Source organism: Stenotrophomonas sp. STEN009 (assembly GCF_056760395.1).
This window is the reverse complement of sequence record NZ_JBRRES010000013.1, coordinates 76037-96020: the sequence shown is the minus strand read 5'-3', so window position 1 is coordinate 96020 and position 19984 is coordinate 76037. Positions and strand designations below refer to the sequence as shown.

The following is a 19984-nucleotide window of genomic DNA, read 5'->3' as shown; positions in this document are numbered from 1 at the left end:
GGGGGGGGTGGCATCGCTCGTGGCCCGTTGGCTGGCGGGGGGGGGTTGGGCGGGGCCCCAAACCCCGTTGTGTGGGGTGGTGGCCGCGGGGCGCGCACGAGCAAGCGGCTGCCAAGCCCCCATGGACGGGTTTACGGCGTCCCCGTACTCCGACACCGCCCCGCCAACCCACGAAATGCCCGCTGTTGATGTTGCCTTTGCCTCGGCAGGTGCAGGGCTGCACGACCTGCCAACAAAAAACCCCGCTTGCGCGGGGTTCTCTGTGCGTTGCGTGCAGCGCGAACGCTTACGGACGGCGGGCCAGAGCCTCGATGTCCTTGGCCTTCGGCAGCAGGTCCTGCTTGCTCACGCGCAGGAAGCCGATCGTGAGCATCGGCACCGCGACCAGGATCGACGACATGACCACGATCACCGCACCGATCATGTGCGTTTCGGCCAGGCCTTCCATCGAGCTGCCACCGTACAGGTACAGGGCCAGTGCGGACAGGAAGAACATCACCGCGGTGATCACCGTACGCGACAGCGTCTGGTTGATCGAACGGTTCAGCACTTCCATCGGTTCCACGCGCAGGCTGCGGAAGTTCTCGCGGACGCGGTCGAACACCACGATGATGTCGTTGATCGCAAAGCCCATCACCGACAGCAGGCCGGCCAGCACCGTCAGGTCGAACTCGCGGCCCAGCAGGGACACGTAAGCCACCGTCACGATCAGGTCGAACATGGCCACGATGCTGGCGGTGACCGCGAACTTCCATTCAAAGCGGACGGCGATGTAGATCAGGAAGCCGGCCAGCATGAAGATGGTGGCGTACAGGCCGTTCATCGCCAGATCCTTGCCGATCTGCGGGCCGACGAACTCATTGCGCAGCACCGTCGCCTGGTTGTCGGCCGAGGACAGCGCCTTGACCACGGCCGCCGCGGTGGCCTTGTCCTCGGCGGCGGAATCGCCGGTACCCGGGGCATGCTCACCGTGCGGCGCCAGGCGGATCAGCAGGTCGGTACTGCCACCGACGCTCTGCACCTGGGCGCCGTCGAAGCCGCTCTGCTCGAGCTTGGTGCGGACCTGCTCGACGTCCACCGGGCGCTCGAAGCGGGCTTCGATCAGGGTGCCGCCGGTGAAGTCCAGGGCATAGTTGAAGCCCTTGAAGCCGATGATGGCGATCGATGCCAGGAACACGATGATCGTGACGACCATGGCGACATGGCGCCACCGCATGAAATCGATCTTGGTATCGTTCGGGAGGATGTGCAGCGGAAACAGTTTCATGTGCGTGTCGTCCCGTCAGATGGCCACGTTCTGGAGCTTCTTGCGGCGGCCGTAGATCAGCGTCGCCAGCGCACGCGACACGGTGATCGCGGTGAACATGGAGGCGAAAATACCGATGATCATGGTCAGCGCGAAGCCCTTCAGCGGACCGGTACCGAATGCGAACAGTGCCACGCCGACGATCAGGCCGGTCAGGTTGGCGTCGAGGATGGTGCCGGAAGCGCGCTCGTAACCGGTCACGATCGCGGTCTTGCCCGGAACACCGGCCCGCAGCTCTTCACGGATACGCTCGTTGATCAGCACGTTGGCGTCGACCGACAGGCCGACAGACAGCGCCAGGCCGGCGAAGCCCGGCAGGGTCATGGTCGCGCCGAACAACGACATCACCGCCACCACGATCAGCAGGTTGAACAGCATCGCCACCGACGTGATGATGCCGAACATGCGGTAGTAGATGCTGAAGAACACCAGGGTGAACAGGAAGGCGAAGACCACGGCGCGCATGCCGTTCTTGACGTTCTCGGCACCCAGGCTCGGGCCGACCACGCGCTCTTCGACGAAGTCCATCGGCGCGGCCAGCGAGCCGGACTTCAGCAGCTTGGCCAGATCTTCGGCTTCCTTCTTCTGCAGGCCGGTGGTCTGGAAGTTCTTGCCGAACACGCCATTGATGTTGGCCACCGAGATCACTTCCTCGTTGACCTTGAAGCCGCGCACTTCCTGGCCGTCGACCACGGTCACGGTCGGCACGCGTTCGGTGTACACCACCGCCATCGGCTTGTTCACGTTGGCGCTGGTGAAGTCGAACATGCGCTGGCCACCGACGTTGTTCAGCGTCACGCTGACCGCCGGGGCACCGCTGTTGGCGTCGGTCACCGCCTGCGCAGCCACCATCTGGTCGCCGGTGACGATCACGCGCTTGTTCAGCAGGATCGGGCCGCGGCCGTCACGCTGCTGGTAGACCTTGGCTTCCGGCGGGATGCGGCCGGCGTTGATGGCGTCCTGCGCGTTGCCCTCGACCACCGCACGGTATTCCAGGGTGGCGGTCGCACCGATCATGCGCTTGGCTTCGGCCGTGTCCTGCACGCCGGGCAGCTGCACCACGACGCGGTCGGCGCCCTGGCGCTGGATGATCGGCTCGGCCACGCCCAGCTGGTTCACGCGGTTGCGCAGGGTATTGATGTTCTGCTCGATGGCGCCGTTGGCGATCTGCGAGATCTCGGCCTCCGGCACGGTCACCGTGATGCGGCTGCCGCTGACGTCGTAACCGAGGGTCGGCTGCGCCTTGAGCAGGGCCGTGCGGGCGCGCTGCGCGGCGTCGTCACCGGCGGACGGGCTCAGGTTGGCCACGATGCTGTTGTCGGCGCGACGCTCGACCGACTGGTACGGAATGCGTGCGTCGCGCAGGGTGCTGCGCACGTCTTCGGTGTAGGCATCCAGGCGCTTGTCCAGCGCTGCCTTCTGGTCCACCTGCAGCACGAAGTGCACGCCGCCCTGCAGGTCCAGGCCGAGCGTCATCGGGCGACCGCCAAGATTGGCCAGCCAGTCCGGAACGGTGGATGCCAGGTTCAGCGCGACCGTGTAGTTCTCACCCACGCTGTCGCGCAGCAGGTCGCTTGCCGCGGCCTGGGTCTTGAGGTCCGGCAGGCGGACGATCAGGCTCTCGCCTTCCTTCTCGGCGCCGAGGCTGGCGATGCCGGCCTTCTTCAGGTCAGCCACCACGCGGTCGCGGAGGGCGTCGTCAACCTGTCCGCCACGGTTGGCGGTGATCTGGACGGCCGCGTCCTTCTGGTAGATGTTGGGCAGCGCATACAGCGTACTGAGCGCAAGTACGATCAGGATGACGACGTACTTCCAGCGTGGAAATTCGAGCATTGCTTGGGTCCCGCGCGGCGCCATCCCCGGCGCCGCGGTTGTGCATCGGAAAGGGAGTGGCTTACTGGGCCGACTTCAGGGTACCGGCCGGCAGCACGTTGCCGACAGCGCCCTTCTGCACGCGGATGCGCACGTTCTCGGCCACTTCCAGGGTGACGAAGTTGTCGCCGATGTCGGTGACCACGCCGGCGATGCCACCGTTGGTCAGCACTTCGTCGCCACGCTTGATCTTCTCCAGCATGGCCTTGTGCTCCTTCTGCCGCTTCATCTGCGGGCGGATCATCAGGAAGTACATGATGGCGATCAGGATGATCGGGAACAGCAGCGTGGTCAGGCCCATGCCCTGCGGTTGGCCGCCGGCGGCCTGGGCGTGGGCGGCGGGAATCAGGAAGGCAAGCAGGTTCATCTTTGGTCCTTTGGTTGGGCGGCGCTCCGGCCCTTTCACGGGCGCGGGGTGTCGACCGCGGATCTGGGTCAGCCTTGAAGTATGCCATGGCCCCGGACGTTCGTCCCCGGGCCGTTCGACAGGGGGGGCGCCGGGTTACAGCGGCGGCGGAACCGCTCCGCGTGCCGCATAGAAGGACTCGCGGAAGGCCTGGAAGGTTCCCGCCTCGATCGCCGCCCGGATGTCGGCCATCAGCTTCTCGTAGTAGAACAGGTTGTGCAGGGTGCCCAGCATCGGCGCCAGCATCTCGTTGCAGCGGTCCAGGTGGCGCAGGTACGAGCGGGTGTAGCCGCCGGTACAGGCCACGCAGCCGCAGCCCGGTTCGATCGGGTCCATGTCCCGCGCATACTGCGAATTGCGGATGCGGACGGTACCGAACGAGGTGAAGTAATGCCCATTGCGCGCGTTGCGGGTCGGCATCACGCAGTCGAACATGTCCACGCCGCGTGCGACACCCTCGACCAGGTCTTCCGGCCGGCCCACGCCCATCAGGTAGCGCGGGCGGTCGCCCGGCAGCTCCGGATCCAGGTGGTCGAGCATGGCGTTGCGCTCATGCTCCGGCTCGCCCACGGCCAGGCCACCGATGGCATAGCCATCGAAGCCGATCGCCTGCAGGGCCTCGGCCGAGCGGCTGCGCAGGTCGGTATGCACCCCACCCTGGACAATCCCGAACAGGGCCGCATCGTTGCCGAGCTCGTCATGCGCGTTGCGGCTGCGCTGGGCCCAGCGCAGGCTCAGCTCCATCGATCGGCGGGCGACGTCCTCGGTGGCCGGGTACGGGGTGCACTCGTCGAAGATCATCACCACGTCCGAATCGAGCACCTTCTGGATCTTCATGCTCTCTTCCGGGCCGAGGAACACCCGGGCCCCGTCGGTCGGCGAAGCGAAGGTCACGCCCTGTTCGGTGATCTTGCGGCGGTGGGCCAGCGAGAACACCTGGAAACCGCCGGAATCGGTCAGGATCGGGCCGTCCCAGCGGCAGAAGCCATGCAGTCCGCCGTGGTCGGCGATGATGTCCAGGCCCGGACGCAGGTACAGATGGAAGGTGTTGCCAAGGATGATCTCGGCACCCAGCGCGCGCACCTGGTCCGGCAGGATGCCCTTGACCGAGCCATAGGTTCCCACGGGCATGAAAGCCGGCGTTTCCACCGTGCCGCGCGGGAAGGTCAGGCGGCCGCGACGGGCACGGCCGTCGCGGGTCTTGAGCTGGAACTGCAGTCGGGACATGGAGCGGTCGTTCAGGCAAATAGTTGCCTATTGTCTCCCAAGAAGGCGTGCGCACCAAGGTGCGCACCCGCAAGGGTCCCTGCCCTCCCGGCGCGCCCTACCCTGCCTGCGGGAACAGCAGCATCGCGTCGCCGTAACTGAAGAAGCGATAGCGCTGCTGGATCGCGTGCTGATAGGCCTCGAACACCCGCTCCTTGCCGGCAAAGGCCGAAATCATCATCAACAGGGTGCTTTCCGGCAGATGGAAATTGGTCACCATCGCGTCAACGCTGCGGATCCGATAGCCCGGGGTGATGAAGATCTGCGTCTCGCCGGCGAACGGCAACAGCTCGCCGTCACGCATCGCACTTTCCAGCGCGCGCACCACGGTGGTGCCGACACCGATCACGCGCCCGCCCGCAGCGCGGGTCCGACGCACCTGCTGCACCAGCTCGGCGCCCACGTTCAGCCACTCGCGGTGCATCACGTGGTCCTTCAGGTCATCGGCTCGCACCGGCTGGAAGGTGCCTGCCCCCACGTGCAAGGTGACGTGGCCGAACTCCACGCCCTTGTCCTTCAGCGCGGCCAACAGCGGTTCATCGAAATGCAGGCCGGCGGTCGGTGCCGCCACCGCTCCCACCTCCCGCGCGAACACGGTCTGGTAGCGCTCGCGGTCGTCCACGCCCGGCTCGCGCTGGATGTAGGGGGGCAGCGGCAGGCGTCCGGCGTGCAGCAGCCACTGCTCCAGTGACTCGGGCACATGGAACTGCAGCACATAGAACTCGCCGTCGCGGCCCAGCACTTCGGCTTCGCCACCGGCATCGAGCGCGATGCGGCTGCCGGCCTTGGGCGACTTGCTGGCGCCGACCTGGGCACGCGCCTGCTGGCCGCCGAGCAGGCGCTCGATCAGGATCTCGACCCGCCCACCGCTGGCCTTCTGACCGAACAGGCGCGCCGGGATCACGCGCGTATCGTTGAATACCAGCAGGTCGCCCGGGTGCAGCAGCGAGGGCAGATCACGCACCTGCAGGTCGGTGAAGGCGGCAGGGGCCGGAGGCACCAGCAGCAGGCGGCTGGCGGAACGTTCAGCCAGCGGCGCCTGCGCGATCAGTTCAGCCGGCAGGTCGTAGTGGAAATCGGACTTCTTCAAGGCAGTGGGCGGCAACAGGTCGACAATGGCGCGCATTGTACGGCCAGCGTCTGCGAGCCGGCGTGGTCCGCGGCGAACGTCGCGCAAAATGCTGCTATGCAACAGGTTTCTGCGGGGTTATCGCGCAAAAAAACAAGTGCTAGCATCGAGATGGAAGTCCGCTGCACGAGGCCGCCCAGCGCGCGTGATGACGCGCGTTTTGCTTTTTGATGGCCCGTGCGCCCCATTGTTTCAGGAGATCTGCAATGAGCTTCATCGAACGCCTCGCCCCCCTGCGCAGCCAGCCCGGCACCCGCCTCACCACCGGCCTGGACGACGCCACCCTGACCACCCTGTCCGTCCGCCATCCGCAGCTGGTGGCCGCGGTCGAGGCCGCCGCCGCGGAGTTCGCCCGTGTGCAGGGCGAACTGGGGCCGTTGCTGGCGCAGGACGAACAGGCGCAGATCGATGCCATGCAGGACGGGTTCGTCAATTTCTACGCCGACGACGCCGTTACGCCCTATGTGGCGCTGGCCGCGCGCGGCCCGTGGGTGGTCACCCTCAAGGGGGCGGTGCTGTATGACGCTGGCGGCTACGGCATGCTCGGCTTCGGTCATACCCCCGACACAGTGCTGGAGGCGATGGCCCGACCGCAGGTGATGGCCAACATCATGACCCCCAGCCTGTCACAGCAGCGCTTCATCACCGCCCTTCGCGCCGAGATCGGCCACCGTCGTGGCGGCTGCCCGTTCGCCCGTTTCATGTGCCTGAACTCCGGCTCGGAAGCGGTCGGGCTGGCCGCACGCATCGCCGACGTCAACGCCAAGCTGCAGACCGACCCGGGTGCGCGCCACGCCGGCGCCGCGATCAAGCGCGTGGTGGTCAAGGGCAGCTTCCATGGCCGCACCGACCGGCCGGCGCTGTACTCCGATTCCAGCCGCAAGAGCTACATGCAGCATCTGGCCAGCTACCGTGGCGAGGATTCGGTGATCACCGTGGCGCCGTACGACGAAGCCGGCCTGCGCGCGGTGTTCGAGGACGCCGCCCGCAACAAGTGGTTCATCGAGGCGGTGTTCCTGGAGCCGGTCATGGGCGAAGGCGATCCGGGCCGCTCGGTGCCGCCGTCGTTCTATGCCCTGGCCCGCGAATTGACCCGCGCGCACGGCAGCCTGCTGCTGCTCGATTCGATCCAGGCCGGCCTGCGCGCGCACGGCGTGCTGTCGGTGGTTGACTACCCGGGCTTCGAAGGCCTGGATCCGCCGGACATGGAAACCTACTCGAAGGCCCTGAACGCGGCCCAGTACCCGCTGTCGGTGCTGGCGGTGACCGAGCATGCCGCACAGCTGTACCGCAAGGGCATCTACGGCAACACCATGACCAGCAACCCGCGTGCGCTGGACGTGGCCTGCGCGACGCTGGCACAGCTGACCCCGCAGGTGCGCGCCAACATCGCCGAGCGCGGCGCCGAAGCCGTGCGCAAGCTGGAACAGCTCAAGGGCGAGCTTGGCGGGCTGATCACCAAGGTGCAGGGTACCGGCCTGCTTTTCTCGTGCGAGCTGGCGCCGCAGTTCAAGTGCTACGGCAGTGGTTCCACCGAAGAATGGCTGCGCCGGCATGGCATCAATGTGATCCATGGCGGCGAGAACTCGCTGCGCTTCACGCCCCACTTCGGCATGGACAGCGAAGAGCTGGATCTGCTGGTGGGCATGGTCGGCCGCGCCCTGCGTGAAGGCCCGCGACGCGAGCAGGCTGCGGCGGCGTAAGCCCCCGCTTTTTGTAGAGCCGAAGGCAGCGGCAGGAGCCGCTGCCAACGTCGCTGGCGACGGCCCGAAGGGTGCCGGTCAGGACGACCGGCATAGCCCATGCTCGGCTAGGGCATTGCCGCGATCTGAACGAAGAGCAGCCGAGCATGGCTCGGCTCTACAGAAGGCCTCTCAAGGCCTCATAATCCTCGGACACCCCGTCCCTGACCGCCCTGCGGTCGGCGACGGGGCGTTTTCGTTTCCGCACCAAGAGACAACCCCCATGAAGTCGATCTGTGTGTACTGTGGCTCCAACGCGGGCAGCAAGCCTGCCTATACCGAACGCGCCATCGCGCTGGGCGACCGCATCGCCCGTGATGGCCTGCGCCTGGTGTATGGCGGCGGCAACGTCGGCCTGATGGGAACCGTGGCCAATGCCGTGCTCGCGGCCGGCGGCGAGGTCACCGGCGTGATCCCCCGCCAGCTGGCCGACTGGGAAGTGGCCCATCGTGGCCTGACCGAGCTGGAGATCGTCGGCTCGATGCACGAACGCAAGTCGCGCATGTTCGACCTGGCCGACGGCTTCGTCGCCCTGCCCGGCGGCTTCGGCACCATGGAGGAGATCTTCGAGATGCTGACCTGGCGCCAGCTGGGCATCGGCAACAAGCCCTGTGCATTCCTGGACGTGGACGGCTTCTATGCACCGCTGATCGGCATGATCGATCGCATGGTGGATGAGCGTTTCCTGCACCCGGACCAGCGCCAGGACCTGTGGTACGGCTCGGACATCGAGCAGATGCTGGAGTGGATGAAGAACTACCAGCCGGCACAGGCCTCCAAGTGGATCGACGAGAAGCGCCGCGCCGCCCTGCGTTGATCGTCCGCCGCGTGGCGTCTCAGGGCGCCACGTCGGCCCAGGGAGCCGGTCGCCCCAGCAGGTAGCCCTGGCCGTAATCGCAACCCAGTTCGCGCAGTGTCTGCCGCTGGGCTTCGGTTTCGATGCCTTCGCCGATGGTTTCGATGCCCAGCGTGCGCGCCAGCGACAGCACGCCCTGTACCAGCGCGCGGGTGCTCTGCACTTCCGGTCCATGCAGGCCGGCAATGAAGCTCTGGTCGATCTTCAGCGTGCTGATCGGGAAGCGGTGCAGGTACGACAACGCCGAGAAGCCGGTGCCGAAGTCGTCCAGCTGCACCTGGATGCCGCGCTCGCGCAGTCCCTGCAGGATATGCAGCGTGTGCGGGCCGTCATCCAGCAGCGCGACCTCGGTGATCTCCAGGCGCAACCGGCGCGGATCGGCCCCGCAGGCGTCGAGCAGGCCGAACAGGCGCGCACTGAAACCGGCCGAACGGAAATGCCGCGGCGACACGTTCACCGACACATAGCCCTGCCCGCCCGCGGCCAGGCCGGCGATGACCTGTTCGTAGATCAGCCAGTCGACCTGTTCGATCAACCCGCTCTCCTCTCCCAGCTCCAGGAACGCGCCCGGCAACAGCAGGCCACGCCGTTCGTGCTGCCAGCGCAGCAGCGCTTCGTGTCCCACCACTTCCCCGTCGGACAGGCGCACGATCGGCTGGTAGAACGGCACGAAATCCCGGTTGTTGATCGCCCGCCGCAGATCGGCTTCCAGATCGAGGCTGCGCATGGCCTGCTCGCGCATGTCCTCGTCGAAGATCGCACAGCGATCATGGCCCTGCGCCTTGGCCCGGTACATGGCGGCGTCGGCATCGCGCAGCAGCTCTTCTCCGGTCCGGTAACGCGGATTCCACAGCGCGATGCCGAGGCTGCCGGACGGGAACAGCTCGCGCCCGGCGATCCACATCGACTCCTGCAATGCCAACAGCAGGCGCTGACCGAAATCCAGGGCCTGCGCCAGGCCCAGCGGGCACTGCAGCAGCACCGCGAACTCATCACCGCCCAGGCGCGCCACCACGTCGTCGGGGCCCGCCATCGACACGATGCGCTTGGCCACTTCCACCAGCATGTGATCGCCGGCCGCGTGGCCGATGCTGTCGTTGACCAGCTTGAAACGGTCCAGATCCAGGAACAGCACCGCGAACACCGGACCGTCCTCCTGCCTGGCCAGTACCAGCGCATCCTGCAGCCGGTCCAGCAGGTGCAGGCGGTTGGGCAACCCGGTCAGCGCGTCGTGCATGGCCTGGTGGGTCAGCCGCTGCTCGGCACGCAGGCGCTCGCCGATCTGGCCCAACAGCTTTTCATTGACCTCAGCCAGTTCGCGCGTGCGTTCGTCCACGCGCTTTTCCAGTTCGGCATGCGCCGAACGCAGGCGCTGCTGGTCGCGCTGGCGGGCCAGTCCGGTGCCGATGTTCTGCGCGACGAAGGTCAGCAAGCGCTGGTCGTGGATGCTGAAGGCACGCTGCTCGCTGTAACTCTGCACCACGATCGCGCCAACCACTTCGTCATCGCGCAGCAGCGGCACGCCCAGCCAGCACAGCGAGCGCGCGCCGGACTCGCGCACCTCGCCACTGGCGCGCAGCGAGTCGATCTGCGCGCGGGAGGCCAACAGCGGCTGGCGGTTGCGCACCACGTATTCGGTCAGGCCACGACTGAACGCACGGGAGGCGCGGCTGGCGTGGCGTTCATCCACCGAGTAGACGAAATCCAGTCCATCACCCGCCTCGTTGACCAGCGCGATGTAGAAATTGCGCGCGTCGAGCAGTCGGCCGACCACGCCATGCACCTGGCCGTAGAACTGCTCCAGGCTCTCGGCGGACATCGCCATCTCTGCAATGTCGTACAGCGCGATCTGCAGCTGCTCGGCACGACGACGCTCGGCCACTTCGTCCTGCAGGCTGTGGTTGGCGCGCTGCAGCTCCTGCGTGCGCAGTTCCACCTGCTGCTCGAGCCGCACCTGGGCCTGGCGCCGGTCCATCGCGGTCTGTACGTGCTGGGCAACGAAACCCAGCAGTGCACGCTCGGCCTCGCCATAGCGGTCTGCCTGCTCGTAGCTCTGCACCACGATGGCACCGCACACCCGGCCATCGCGCAGCATCGGCACACCCAGCCAGTCCAGGCTTTCGGGGCCGCGAAGCGGGTCATGCTCCTGCCCGACCTCGCGGGCCAACAGTTCCCGCGAAGGTCCGCTCAGGGGCCTGCCATGGTGCAGCAACGCCACCGTCAGGCTGCGCGGCATTCCACTGGCGTCGAAGCTCTGCGCCGGATCGGCGACGAAATCATCCACCTGGTCGGCGAAGTACAGGAACCTGATCTGGTCGTGCAGGTCATCGTATTCGACGATGTAACAGTTTTCCGCGTACATCAGCGTGCCCAGCACGTCGTGCACGCGGCGCAGCATCTGCCCCATCTCCAGGTCGGCGCCGGCAAGATCGGCAATCTGGAACAGCGCCTGCTGCAGCCGCTCGGCCTCTTCCAGCGCCTTGATCTGTCCCGCCTGGCGGCCCCGCTGCAGGGCCAGCTCCATGGCCTGCCGCGCCAGACCCCACCATGCGGACGAAGGCGCCGCGCCTTCCACCACCAGGTACAGGCGGGCACCATCATGATCCCAACCGTGGCGGCCATCGCCTGCAGCCGGTGCCCCGCTGTCGGCCGCGACCGGGGGTATCGGCCAGATGGCGTCACCGCGCCCCAGCTGGGGATCGTCCCAGCCGACCCGGACCACCGCCGATTCCGGCAGCAGCGCATGCAGCGCGCGCACGAGTTCCGTACTCAGCACGGCCTCGTGTAATGGCGTTTGCGCAGGTTCAGCGTGCGTGGACAAATGACAATCTCTTGGCGCCGTCTGTGCGTCGCCTCCCCTGAGCCGCCGAGCATAGCGCGCCACCGGGGGGGCAATGGAAGCCCGGCAACCCCGAATCGTGCGCCCGTTCGTTATTCCTGGCGTCCGCACCCCGTTCCGAGCCATGAACCTCGCCCTGTCCGCCCCCGCACCCCGCTATGCGCCATCGTCGGCAGGCCTTAACCTGTACCGCGTGGAAGCCAGCGCCCTGCCAACCGATGAAGCCTTGATGCTCGCCTGGGCCGGCGGCGACCTGCACGCGTTCGAGAGCCTGTATGCGCGCCATCGCAAGCGCCTGTTCGGCTTCCTGCTGCGCCAGCTGCGCGATACCGCCCTGGCCGAGGAGATCTTCCAGGACGTCTGGCAACGGGTCATCAGCGCACGGTCCGGCTGGCAGCCGGATGCCGCCTTCAGCACCTGGCTGTTCCGCATCGCGCACAACCGGCTCAACGATCACTGGCGCGCCGCACGCCACCGCCCGGCGGCGCCGGCCGATGCCGAGCTGCGTCTGGCCGCGCTGGAAGACGGGCAGACCCCGGAAGCAGAGCTTTCAGAATTCGAGCAACGTCGCCGCATCCAGCGCGCGATGGAAGAACTGCCGCTGGAGCAGCGCGAAGTGCTGCAGCTGCGGCTGGATCAGGAACTGAGCCTGGAGGAGATCGGCCAGATCACCGGCGTAGGCCGGGAAACCGTGAAATCGCGGCTGCGCTATGCGATGGACAAGCTGCGTGCGGGACTGAACGCATGAACCGAGACGAACCCCTGACGCCTGAAGAGCGCGAGCTGGCGCGCCTGCTCGGCCGTCGTGTCGAACAGGCGCCTCCGGCGGCGCTGGATGCCACGATCCTGGCGGCCGCCCGTGCGGCGGTGCAGGCGCCACCGGCCGACGCGGCCGACGCGGGCAGCGTGCGTGCACGGCGGCCGCGCCGGCACTGGCCTGCGGTGTTCGGCGTTGCTGCATCGATGGTATTCGCCATCGGCATCGCCTGGCAGCTGCGCCCGGAACCGCCCGCGGTCCCGGCGCACGATGCACAGATCACTGCGCCGCGCGTCGCCGGCGAGGTCGCTGCCGAAGTGGCCGCGCAGCCTGCCGAGGACCCCACCCGGCCTTCCCCTGCCGAGCCGGCCATCGCAAGTGCGCCGCCGGCACCACCGGCGCCGGTCGCGGCACCCAGGCCCGCCGCGCCGGCCCGATCCTCTGCACCGCAAACACCGGCACCGACGGTGGCGGCACGAGCGAAGGCGGCGGCTCAGGCCACCGAGCGCGCCGCAGCCGACACCGCAGCTCCGCCGCCGGCTGCGGAACCTCCGGCCGCTGTGGCCTATTCGGCACCGCTGCCCGCTGCGGCGCCTGCGCCGCCGTCGCTGGAAGCGCGCGACGCCGTTGTCCCCCTGTCCGGCGCGATGGAGGCCGCCCCGGCCAGCGCGGGACAGCGCGGTGACACCACGACGCTCAAGCGGGCCGTACCGCTCCGCAGCGCACCGGGCGTGATGCGTCGCGGCAGCGATGCCGCGCTCAGCGCTACGGCCGTGCAGGCCGAAGTGGCCGCCGACGCCCAGCTGCCCCGCCGGCAGTGGCTGCAGAAGATCCGCGAACGTCGCGACGAAGGCCAGCGCGACATCGCCCGTGCCAGCCTCGAGCGCTACGTGCAGCAGTATCCGGAGTCGCGGCTGCCACGCGACCTGCGTCCTCTGCTGGACGACTGAAGCATGGGGGCGGCAACCCCGTAGAATGAAGGGAATGCCCGATACCCTCGCCCAGCCCGTCAGCCACACGCTGGAAGTCAAGCACAGCCGCTTCATCGCCCATGCCGCGCCCATCGATGGCGCGGCGGCGGCGATGTCGTTCCTGCAGCGGGTGATGGTGGCCGACGCCACGCACAACTGCTGGGCCTACCGGCATGGACAGGAGTATCGTTCCAGCGATGATGGCGAGCCGGCGGGAACTGCCGGCCGGCCGATCCTGGCCGCCATCGATGGCCAGGGCTTCGACCGGGTCATGGTGGTGGTGATCCGCTGGTACGGGGGTATCAAGCTCGGCGCCGGCGGTCTGGTCCGCGCCTACGGCGGTACCGCCGCCGAGTGTCTGCGCACGGCACCGCGGCTGCCGCTGGTGGCGATGGCACGGCTGCAGCTGCTGGCCGGCTTCGAGGACCTGGGTACCCTGCATGCGGCCCTGCCCGCATTCTCCGCCGAGAAGCAGGATGAACAGTTCGACGCTGAAGGCGTGCGCCTGCGGATCGAATTACCCGCCGACCAGGCCGACGCATTGAAAATCCGCCTGCGAGACGCCACCCGTGACCGTATCCGTATCCGAGATGACGACCAGGATGACTGACAAGGACGACGCGGCCGCCGCGACCCCGCCATTGCGCCGCCTCGGCAGCCTGCGAACGCTGTGGCCGTTCGTGCGCCGGCACAGTGGCCTGTTCGCCGCGTGGCTGCTGGCGCTGGCCGTCTCCTCGGCCGCCACCCTCAGCCTGCCTCCGGCCGTCAAGCAGATGATCGACCACGGCTTCAGCAGCGGCGGCCAGATCAACCGGGCGTTTGCCCTGCTGATGCTGGTGGCGGTAGTGCTGGCGATCGCCACCTCCGCACGCTTCTACTTCGTGTCGCTGCTCGGCGAGAAGGTAGTTGCCGACCTGCGCAGCCGTCTGTACGGGCACCTGATCCAGTTGGGTGCCGGTTTCCATGACCGCAGCCGCAGCGGCGAACTGGTCTCGCGCCTGACCGCCGACAGCGAGCTGCTGCGCAGCGTGGTGGGCTCGACCATGTCAGTCGCATTGCGCAGCAGCGTGACGGTGGTCGGCAGCCTGGCGATGCTGTTCGTGACCAGTCCGCGCCTGGCGGCGTGGTCGCTGCTCGGCATCCCGCTGGCGGTACTGCCCATCATCATCGGCGCACGCAAGCTGCGCACCGTCGCGCGCAGCAGCCAGGACCGCATCGCCGACGCCAACAGCCTGGCCAGCGAGACCCTCGGTGCCGTCCGCACGGTGCAGGCACATGCGCGCGAGCCTTACGAGCGCGGCCGCTTCGACCTGGCGCTGGGCGATGCGATCCGGGCCGCACGCCGGCGCATCGGCGCACAGTCGCTGGTCACCGCCAGTGCCATCCTGCTGATCTTCGGTGCCATTGTCGGCGTGCTGTGGCTGGGCGCCCACGATGTCATCGAGGGCCGCCTCAGTGCCGGCACCCTGGGCCAGTTCGTGCTGTATGCGCTGATCGGCGGTGGCTCGGTGGGCGCTCTGGCCGAAGTCTGGAACGAACTCCAGCGCGCTGCCGGCGGCATGGGCCGGATCGGCGAACTGCTGCAGGAGGATGTCGAGATCCGCGCGCCCGCGCATCCACGCGCGCTGCCGCAGCCGCTGCAAGGCGAGATCCAGTTCGATGACGTGGTGTTCCACTACCCGCTGCGACCGGACCAGGCCGCGCTCGACCACTTCAGCCTGCATGTGCGCCCCGGCGAGACCGTGGCCCTGGTCGGTCCCTCGGGTGCCGGCAAGAGCACGGTGCTGTCGATGCTGCTGCGCTTCCATGACCCGGCCAACGGCCGCATCTGCGTGGACGGCATCGATGTGCGCGAGGTCGATCCCGCCGACCTGCGCGCCCAGCTGGCCCTGGTGCCGCAGCAACCGACGCTGTTCGCCGCCAGCGCCCGCGACAACATCCGCTACGGCCGCCTGCAGGCCAGCGATGCCGAAGTCGAAGAAGCGGCTCGTGCCGCTGAGGCCGATGGCTTCCTGCGTGCGTTGCCGCAGGGTTATGACAGTGAGCTGGGCGAGCGCGGCGCGCGCCTGTCCGGCGGGCAGCAGCAGCGCGTGGCGATCGCCCGCGCGCTGCTGAAGGATGCGCCGATCCTGCTGCTGGACGAAGCCACCAGCGCGCTCGACGCGCAGAGCGAGTACGGTGTACAGCAGGCGCTGGAGCGCCTGATGGCGGGCCGCACCACGCTGGTCATCGCACACCGTCTGGCAACCGTGCTCAAGGCCGACCGCATCGTGGTCATGGACCAGGGGCGCATCGTCGCCGAAGGCACGCACGCACAGTTGTTGGCTGAAGGGGGTCTGTACGCGGAGCTGGCGCGACTGCAGTTCATCGATTGATGACGGTCGGCTAACACCTCTGGCGCCAAGCTGGCCGCGCAGAAGCAGCATCCGCTGAAGGAGGTGGACGATGTCGTTCCGTCAGTTTCCCGCAGTCGACAGCAATGGCGAGAGCCATATCATCATCGAGTTCAAGCCCGAGGCCAATGGCAGCGGGCATCATTCCGAAGCCACCCCGCGCTACGAGCTCGACGACGGGCGTCATCTGGTGCGCAATGGCCGCGAGTTCAGCACCAGTGGCGGCGAACTGCGGCTGACCATCTAGCGTCGCGCGGGTCAATCGCAGGGCCGCCGGGCGTAGCCCGGCCCCACCGGCAGCACCCTGGTCAGTTTTTCGCCACAGATCTTGACAGCCTGTGCTGGCAAGGCATGAGCAGTGTTATCCACATGTTTGCGCAGAATTCATCCACATCCCCTGTGGATGAATGCACTACGCCAGTACCCGTCCGATTCCGCTGGCATCCACGGCGGCCGCTGCGTCGGCCAGGGCACGGGGATCACTGCCGGCGACGAAGCCGATGCGGAAATGCACTTCCCCGCCCGGCGTGCGCGAGGAATGGATGGAAGCCAGGCTGATGCCGTGCTGCTCGAAGATGTTCAGCAGTTCACGCAGTGAGCCCGGGCGATCTTCCGGCAGGTGGACCGACACGGCGTTGCGCTCGGTCAGATCGGCCAGCAGGTAGCCCACCCGCTCGAAGGTATAGTTTCCCGAGGCCAGTGCAGGCGCGCCGAAGGCGGCCTGGTTCGCCGCCAGCATCTGCTCGCGGAACGCACCGCGCGCCATGTCGTCGCCTTGGTCCACCTGGGCCTGCAGCATGCGCAGCTGGCCGACCAGGCGTTCCAGCATCGGCGCGACATGCGGATTGCCGAACTGGATGTCCTCATAGATCGCCGGATTCAGCGAGAGGATGCGCGAGATGATCGCGGTATCCAGTTCGAACGACGCCGAGCGATAGGGAAGCATCGCTTCCAGTGTCCCCAGTTGCGGCTGATATTCCCGCAGCACGCCGGCCTGGGCCAGATGCGTGGCATGCACCATCGCCTGCACCAGCGCCATCATCTGGTCATGGTGCTGTGGCGTGGCGCGCACACACTCGGCCTGCAGCGCCACGCACAGCGCATCCAGCCAAGGCCGACAGTGCTGCAGTCGCGCTTCGCAGACCACCATCACCCTGCCCTTCAACGTGGGGGCTTTCGGCGGCGCGGTCATCGGGTGCAGGCCGACCACTTCGGCCTGTGAGGCAAGCATCGCCTGTACCGGCGCGTCCTTGACCGAGGTGACATCGAGCCACAGGCGCCCGCGTTCACGACCCGCCGAGCGGCGCACGTATTCGGCGATCAGTTCCGGCGTATGCCGGATCGGTGCAGAGAACACCAGTACATCGGCCTCGGCCAGCAACTGCTCCGGTGTATGCGAAGCAGCATCGGCCGGATCGTGGCCGATCACCTGCAGTCGCATCTGCTGCTCGAAGAAGCGGCCCAGCCAGCGCCCGTAGGCGCCGGCACTGCCGACGATGCCGATCGTGCGCGGCGCAAAGTGCTGCACTGCCGTCATGCCACGCGTTCAGCGCGGAAGCGCGTGCCTTCGGCCAGTGCGGCGGGCGCCGCGGCAATCACGTCGAACTCCTCGAAACCATTGGCCAGCGTGGCCTCCAGGGCGGCATGGGTACCCGCGATGGCACGCGAGATCGCCTGCTGCATCGACTCTCCCCGCAGCAGGAACGACACCACCAGCGACATCAGTACGTCGCCGGTCCCGGCCACGTCCACCGGCAGCAGCGGCGAGGTCCAACGCCAGGTCTCGTCGCGTCCCACCGCCAGCGTCACCAGCTCGCCCGGCGTGCCACCCACGCTGTGCGCGATCACCCAGTGCGGACCACGCGCCAGCAGCGTACGCGCGGCGGCGATGGCGTCGGCCTCGGCCAGTGCCGGCATGCCGGTCAGGCGATTCAGTTCAAAGGCGTTCGGGGTCACCAGCCAGGCATGCGGCAACAGGCGCTCGGCGAAGATCGCTTCCAGTCCCGGTTCCACGTAGGGGCCAGTGTGTGTGTCACCGATCACCGGATCCAGGCAGTAACGCAGCTGCGCGCAGGCCGGCAGGATGTCGTCCAGCCAATCGGCGAAGGTGGCACCGTTGGCCGTGCTGCCAAAGTAGCCGGAGACGAGCATCTTCGCCCGCTGCGGCAGGCCGCGCTCGTGGGTGCCCAGCAACAGATCGGCGAACCAGTCGGCGGGCAGCACGCGACCGCGGGTGGTGTCGTAGAACGGCGCGTTGCTGAGCAGCACGGTCGGAATTTCAGCTACGCGCACGCCGAGCGCGCGCATCGGCGGTACGGCGGCGCTGTTGCCGGCATGGCCGTAGACCAGTTGCGACTGGACCGAGATGACATCGATCGGCGACGGGCCGTCGGGCCGCTGGCGGCGGCCGTGGACCAGGTGGTTGTCAAGGGATTCGCTCATGGCCGCATTCTACGCCCAAGGGGGTTTTCGGCAGGGCTTGCAGCCCTGCACCTGCTCAATGCAACGGCAACGGCCGAAGCCAAAGCCAAAGCCAAAGCGGCATTCCGTGGGGTGGCGGGGGGGGGGGGGGGGGGGGGGGGGGGGGGGGGGGGGGGGGGGGGGGGGCGGGCGGGGGGGGGGGGGGGGGGGGGGGGGGGGGGGGGGGGGGGGGGGGGGGGGGGGGGGGGGGGGGGGGGGGGGGGGGGGGGGGGGGGGGGGGGGGGGGGTCAGGACACGCCGTAAACCCATCCATGGGGGCTCGATGGCGCCATCCATGGCGCCAACGGTCCTGACCACCCACACCGCCCCACCTTCGACAGGTTCACGCGGCTGTTGGTAACTGCGGCTGTTGTTGCGCGCGGTTGTTGGTAGGTGTCGACCTTGGTCGACACATCTGTCAGATATCGAATGAATTCATCCACGCATGGCGTGGATCTACCGTGTCGACCAAGGTCGACACCTACCAGAGCAGAGTGCTGTTCCGACAGATCGCGGAAAACCACCGAAGGGGGGGGGGGGGGGGGGGGGGGGGGGGGGGGGGGGGGGGGGGGGGGGGGGGGGGGGGGTGGGGGGGGGGGGGGTCCTCGGGCCGCCCCCCCCCTCTCCTCTCCCCCTCCCCCCCCCCCCCCCCCCCCCCCCCCCCCCCCCCCCCCCCGCCAATCCACGGATAGCGCGCTTCGGTTGTTGCCGTTGCCTCTGCAGGTGCAGGGCTGCAAGCCCTGCAAACCCACCCTCCCTCAGTGAGCAGCAGGCCGCGACGGCGGCAGCCATGCCGCCACGATGCCGAGCAGCGGCAGGAACGCCGTCAGGTGATAGACGTATTCGATGCTGGTCCTGTCCGCCAGCAGGCCCAGCACCGCCGCGCCCAGGCCGCCCATGCCGAACGCAAAACCGAAGAACAGGCCCGACACCATGCCGATCCGGTGCGGCATCATCTCCTGCGCATAGACCACGATGGCAGAGAAGGCAGACGACAACACGAAACCGATCAGCACCGCCAGCACCGTGGTCCACAGCAGATCCGCATGCGGCAACGCCAGTGCGAACGGCGCCACACCCAGGATCGAGGTCCAGATGATCGGCTTGCGGCCGATGCGATCGCCCAGCGGACCGCCCAGGAAGCCACCCGCCGCCGAAGCCACCAGGAACGCGAACAGGTGCAGCTGCGCCTGCGCCACCGGAATGCCGAAATGGTGGATCAGGTAGAAGGTGAAGTAGCTGCCGATGCTGGCCATGTAGAAGTACTTGCTGAAGATCAGCACCAGCAGGATCGCCAGCACCTTGGCCACGGTGCGCGGAGGATGCCGCGACGCCACCGCCGCCACGCCGGCCGGGCGGGGTGCGCCCAGGTGCAGCGCATACCAGCGGCTCACATAGGTCAGCAGGGCGATGCCGACCAGCGCAGCACCGGCAAACCATGAGGCCGCATGCTGGCCGTACGGCACGATCACGGCGGCGGCAATCAGCGGCCCCAGCGCGGTACCGAAGTTGCCGCCGACCTGGAACACCGACTGTGCGAAGCCATGGCGCCCGCCGGACGCCAGCCGTGCGATGCGCGACGCTTCCGGGTGGAAGATCGCCGATCCGATGCCGACCAGCGCGGCGGCCATCAGGACCATCGCATAGTTCGGCGCGAAGCCGAGCAGCAGCATCCCGCACAGCGTCGAGGCCATGCCGATCGGCAACGAGTACGGCGCTGGATGGCGGTCGGTATGCATCCCCACCAGCGGTTGGAAGATCGACGCGGTGAGCTGGTAGGTCAGCGTGATCAGGCCGATCTGGGTGAAGCTGAGATTGAAGCCGCCCTTGATGACCGGATAGATCGCCAGGATCAGCGACTGCATCATGTCGTTGACGACATGCGAGGTGGAGATGGCGGCCAGTACGCCGGGCGCCACCGGGCGGGAGGTCGTTGCAGGGGAAGCCAGAGTCGACATGGACGCAGTCAGATTTGAGGGCGGTTCCG

At 67.9% G+C, this 19984-nt stretch carries 16 protein-coding genes; 7 read left to right on the top strand and 9 right to left on the bottom strand.

The features are described 5' to 3' along the window. Window positions 1-286 precede the first annotated feature (286 nt). From secF to queA, 5 genes are all read right to left on the bottom strand, one after another. Window positions 287-1267, bottom strand: a complete 981-nt coding sequence (gene secF, locus ACVOMM_RS08455; protein ID WP_053519778.1) for a protein translocase subunit SecF — start codon at window positions 1265-1267, stop codon at window positions 287-289. Window positions 1268-1282: 15 nt separating this feature from the next. After that, the gene (secD, locus tag ACVOMM_RS08450; RefSeq protein WP_053519779.1) at window positions 1283-3139 is read right to left on the bottom strand and encodes a protein translocase subunit SecD; all 1857 of its coding nucleotides are present in this window, start codon (window positions 3137-3139) and stop codon (window positions 1283-1285) included. Between the two features lie 61 nt (window positions 3140-3200). Continuing rightward, window positions 3201-3545: a preprotein translocase subunit YajC gene (gene yajC, locus ACVOMM_RS08445; RefSeq protein ID WP_053519780.1), complete on the bottom strand. Its 345-nt coding sequence runs from the start codon at window positions 3543-3545 to the stop codon at window positions 3201-3203. 135 nt (window positions 3546-3680) lie between these two features. After that, on the bottom strand, window positions 3681-4811 hold the full coding sequence (gene tgt, locus ACVOMM_RS08440) for a tRNA guanosine(34) transglycosylase Tgt (protein WP_065181313.1): 1131 nt from the start codon (window positions 4809-4811) through the stop codon (window positions 3681-3683). A gap of 97 nt (window positions 4812-4908) precedes the next feature. Further along, entirely contained in the window at window positions 4909-5976 is a 1068-nt protein-coding gene (queA, locus tag ACVOMM_RS08435) for a tRNA preQ1(34) S-adenosylmethionine ribosyltransferase-isomerase QueA (protein WP_180876322.1), read from the bottom strand. A 209-nt stretch (window positions 5977-6185) separates the two neighbouring features. Here queA and ACVOMM_RS08430 point away from each other — a divergent pair, with 209 nt between their 5' ends. Both ACVOMM_RS08430 and ACVOMM_RS08425 read left to right on the top strand, forming a co-directional pair. Beyond that, window positions 6186-7682 carry an aminotransferase class III-fold pyridoxal phosphate-dependent enzyme gene (locus tag ACVOMM_RS08430; RefSeq protein ID WP_053519783.1) on the top strand — a complete coding sequence of 499 codons (1497 nt, stop codon included), beginning with the start codon at window positions 6186-6188 and terminating at the stop codon, window positions 7680-7682. A gap of 262 nt (window positions 7683-7944) precedes the next feature. Beyond that, window positions 7945-8538: an LOG family protein gene (locus tag ACVOMM_RS08425; protein ID WP_065175031.1), complete on the top strand. Its 594-nt coding sequence runs from the start codon at window positions 7945-7947 to the stop codon at window positions 8536-8538. Between the two features lie 19 nt (window positions 8539-8557). Here ACVOMM_RS08425 and ACVOMM_RS08420 read toward each other — a convergent pair whose 3' ends face one another. Continuing rightward, entirely contained in the window at window positions 8558-11398 is a 2841-nt protein-coding gene (locus tag ACVOMM_RS08420; RefSeq protein WP_180876320.1) for an EAL domain-containing protein, read from the bottom strand. Window positions 11399-11645: 247 nt separating this feature from the next. Between ACVOMM_RS08420 and ACVOMM_RS08415 the strand changes: the two genes are divergently transcribed. The 5 genes from ACVOMM_RS08415 to ACVOMM_RS08395 all read left to right on the top strand — a co-directional run bounded on the left by ACVOMM_RS08415 (window position 11646) and on the right by ACVOMM_RS08395 (window position 15784). Then, the gene (locus tag ACVOMM_RS08415; protein ID WP_229765872.1) at window positions 11646-12164 is read left to right on the top strand and encodes an RNA polymerase sigma factor; all 519 of its coding nucleotides are present in this window, start codon (window positions 11646-11648) and stop codon (window positions 12162-12164) included. After that, entirely contained in the window at window positions 12161-13123 is a 963-nt protein-coding gene (locus tag ACVOMM_RS08410; RefSeq protein WP_180876318.1) for a hypothetical protein, read from the top strand. The genes ACVOMM_RS08415 and ACVOMM_RS08410 overlap by 4 nt, the downstream gene beginning before the upstream one ends. A 34-nt stretch (window positions 13124-13157) precedes the next feature. Continuing rightward, window positions 13158-13754 carry an IMPACT family protein gene (locus tag ACVOMM_RS08405; RefSeq protein WP_053519787.1) on the top strand — a complete coding sequence of 199 codons (597 nt, stop codon included), beginning with the start codon at window positions 13158-13160 and terminating at the stop codon, window positions 13752-13754. After that, window positions 13747-15519, top strand: a complete 1773-nt coding sequence (locus tag ACVOMM_RS08400) for an ABC transporter transmembrane domain-containing protein (protein ID WP_180876316.1) — start codon at window positions 13747-13749, stop codon at window positions 15517-15519. The genes ACVOMM_RS08405 and ACVOMM_RS08400 overlap by 8 nt, the downstream gene beginning before the upstream one ends. A 70-nt stretch (window positions 15520-15589) precedes the next feature. Beyond that, window positions 15590-15784 (top strand): hypothetical protein, encoded by a 195-nt coding sequence (locus ACVOMM_RS08395; RefSeq protein ID WP_053519789.1) that lies wholly within the window; start codon window positions 15590-15592, stop codon window positions 15782-15784. A 165-nt stretch (window positions 15785-15949) separates the two neighbouring features. Here the strand turns inward: ACVOMM_RS08395 and ACVOMM_RS08390 are convergent, their stop codons facing one another. The 3 genes from ACVOMM_RS08390 to ACVOMM_RS08380 all read right to left on the bottom strand — a co-directional run bounded on the left by ACVOMM_RS08390 (window position 15950) and on the right by ACVOMM_RS08380 (window position 19955). Further along, complete coding sequence (locus ACVOMM_RS08390; protein ID WP_180876314.1) at window positions 15950-17074, bottom strand: prephenate dehydrogenase; 1125 nt, start codon at window positions 17072-17074, stop codon at window positions 15950-15952. After that, window positions 17071-17979 (bottom strand): pyridoxal kinase, encoded by a 909-nt coding sequence (pdxY, locus tag ACVOMM_RS08385; RefSeq protein WP_481526117.1) that lies wholly within the window; start codon window positions 17977-17979, stop codon window positions 17071-17073. Before pdxY ends, ACVOMM_RS08390 begins: the two co-directional genes overlap by 4 nt. A 776-nt stretch (window positions 17980-18755) precedes the next feature. Then, a complete protein-coding gene (locus ACVOMM_RS08380) occupies window positions 18756-19955 on the bottom strand; it encodes an MFS transporter (protein WP_164152967.1) in 1200 nt (399 codons plus the stop codon). Window positions 19956-19984: the final 29 nt, after the last annotated feature.

Excerpts from the sequence above, each read along its gene's own strand:
- secF (WP_053519778.1), bottom strand. The coding sequence starts at position 1,267 with ATGAAACTGTTTCCGCTGCACATCCTCCCGAACGATACCAAGATCGAT.
- secD (WP_053519779.1), bottom strand. The coding sequence starts at position 3,139 with ATGCTCGAATTTCCACGCTGGAAGTACGTCGTCATCCTGATCGTACTT.
- yajC (WP_053519780.1), bottom strand. The coding sequence starts at position 3,545 with ATGAACCTGCTTGCCTTCCTGATTCCCGCCGCCCACGCCCAGGCCGCC.
- tgt (WP_065181313.1), bottom strand. The coding sequence starts at position 4,811 with ATGTCCCGACTGCAGTTCCAGCTCAAGACCCGCGACGGCCGTGCCCGT.
- queA (WP_180876322.1), bottom strand. The coding sequence starts at position 5,976 with ATGCGCGCCATTGTCGACCTGTTGCCGCCCACTGCCTTGAAGAAGTCC.
- ACVOMM_RS08430 (WP_053519783.1), top strand. The coding sequence starts at position 6,186 with ATGAGCTTCATCGAACGCCTCGCCCCCCTGCGCAGCCAGCCCGGCACC.
- ACVOMM_RS08425 (WP_065175031.1), top strand. The coding sequence starts at position 7,945 with ATGAAGTCGATCTGTGTGTACTGTGGCTCCAACGCGGGCAGCAAGCCT.
- ACVOMM_RS08415 (WP_229765872.1), top strand. The coding sequence starts at position 11,646 with ATGCTCGCCTGGGCCGGCGGCGACCTGCACGCGTTCGAGAGCCTGTAT.
- ACVOMM_RS08410 (WP_180876318.1), top strand. The coding sequence starts at position 12,161 with ATGAACCGAGACGAACCCCTGACGCCTGAAGAGCGCGAGCTGGCGCGC.
- ACVOMM_RS08405 (WP_053519787.1), top strand. The coding sequence starts at position 13,158 with ATGCCCGATACCCTCGCCCAGCCCGTCAGCCACACGCTGGAAGTCAAG.
- ACVOMM_RS08400 (WP_180876316.1), top strand. The coding sequence starts at position 13,747 with ATGACTGACAAGGACGACGCGGCCGCCGCGACCCCGCCATTGCGCCGC.
- ACVOMM_RS08395 (WP_053519789.1), top strand. The coding sequence starts at position 15,590 with ATGTCGTTCCGTCAGTTTCCCGCAGTCGACAGCAATGGCGAGAGCCAT.
- ACVOMM_RS08390 (WP_180876314.1), bottom strand. The coding sequence starts at position 17,074 with ATGACGGCAGTGCAGCACTTTGCGCCGCGCACGATCGGCATCGTCGGC.
- pdxY (WP_481526117.1), bottom strand. The coding sequence starts at position 17,979 with ATGAGCGAATCCCTTGACAACCACCTGGTCCACGGCCGCCGCCAGCGG.
- ACVOMM_RS08380 (WP_164152967.1), bottom strand. The coding sequence starts at position 19,955 with ATGTCGACTCTGGCTTCCCCTGCAACGACCTCCCGCCCGGTGGCGCCC.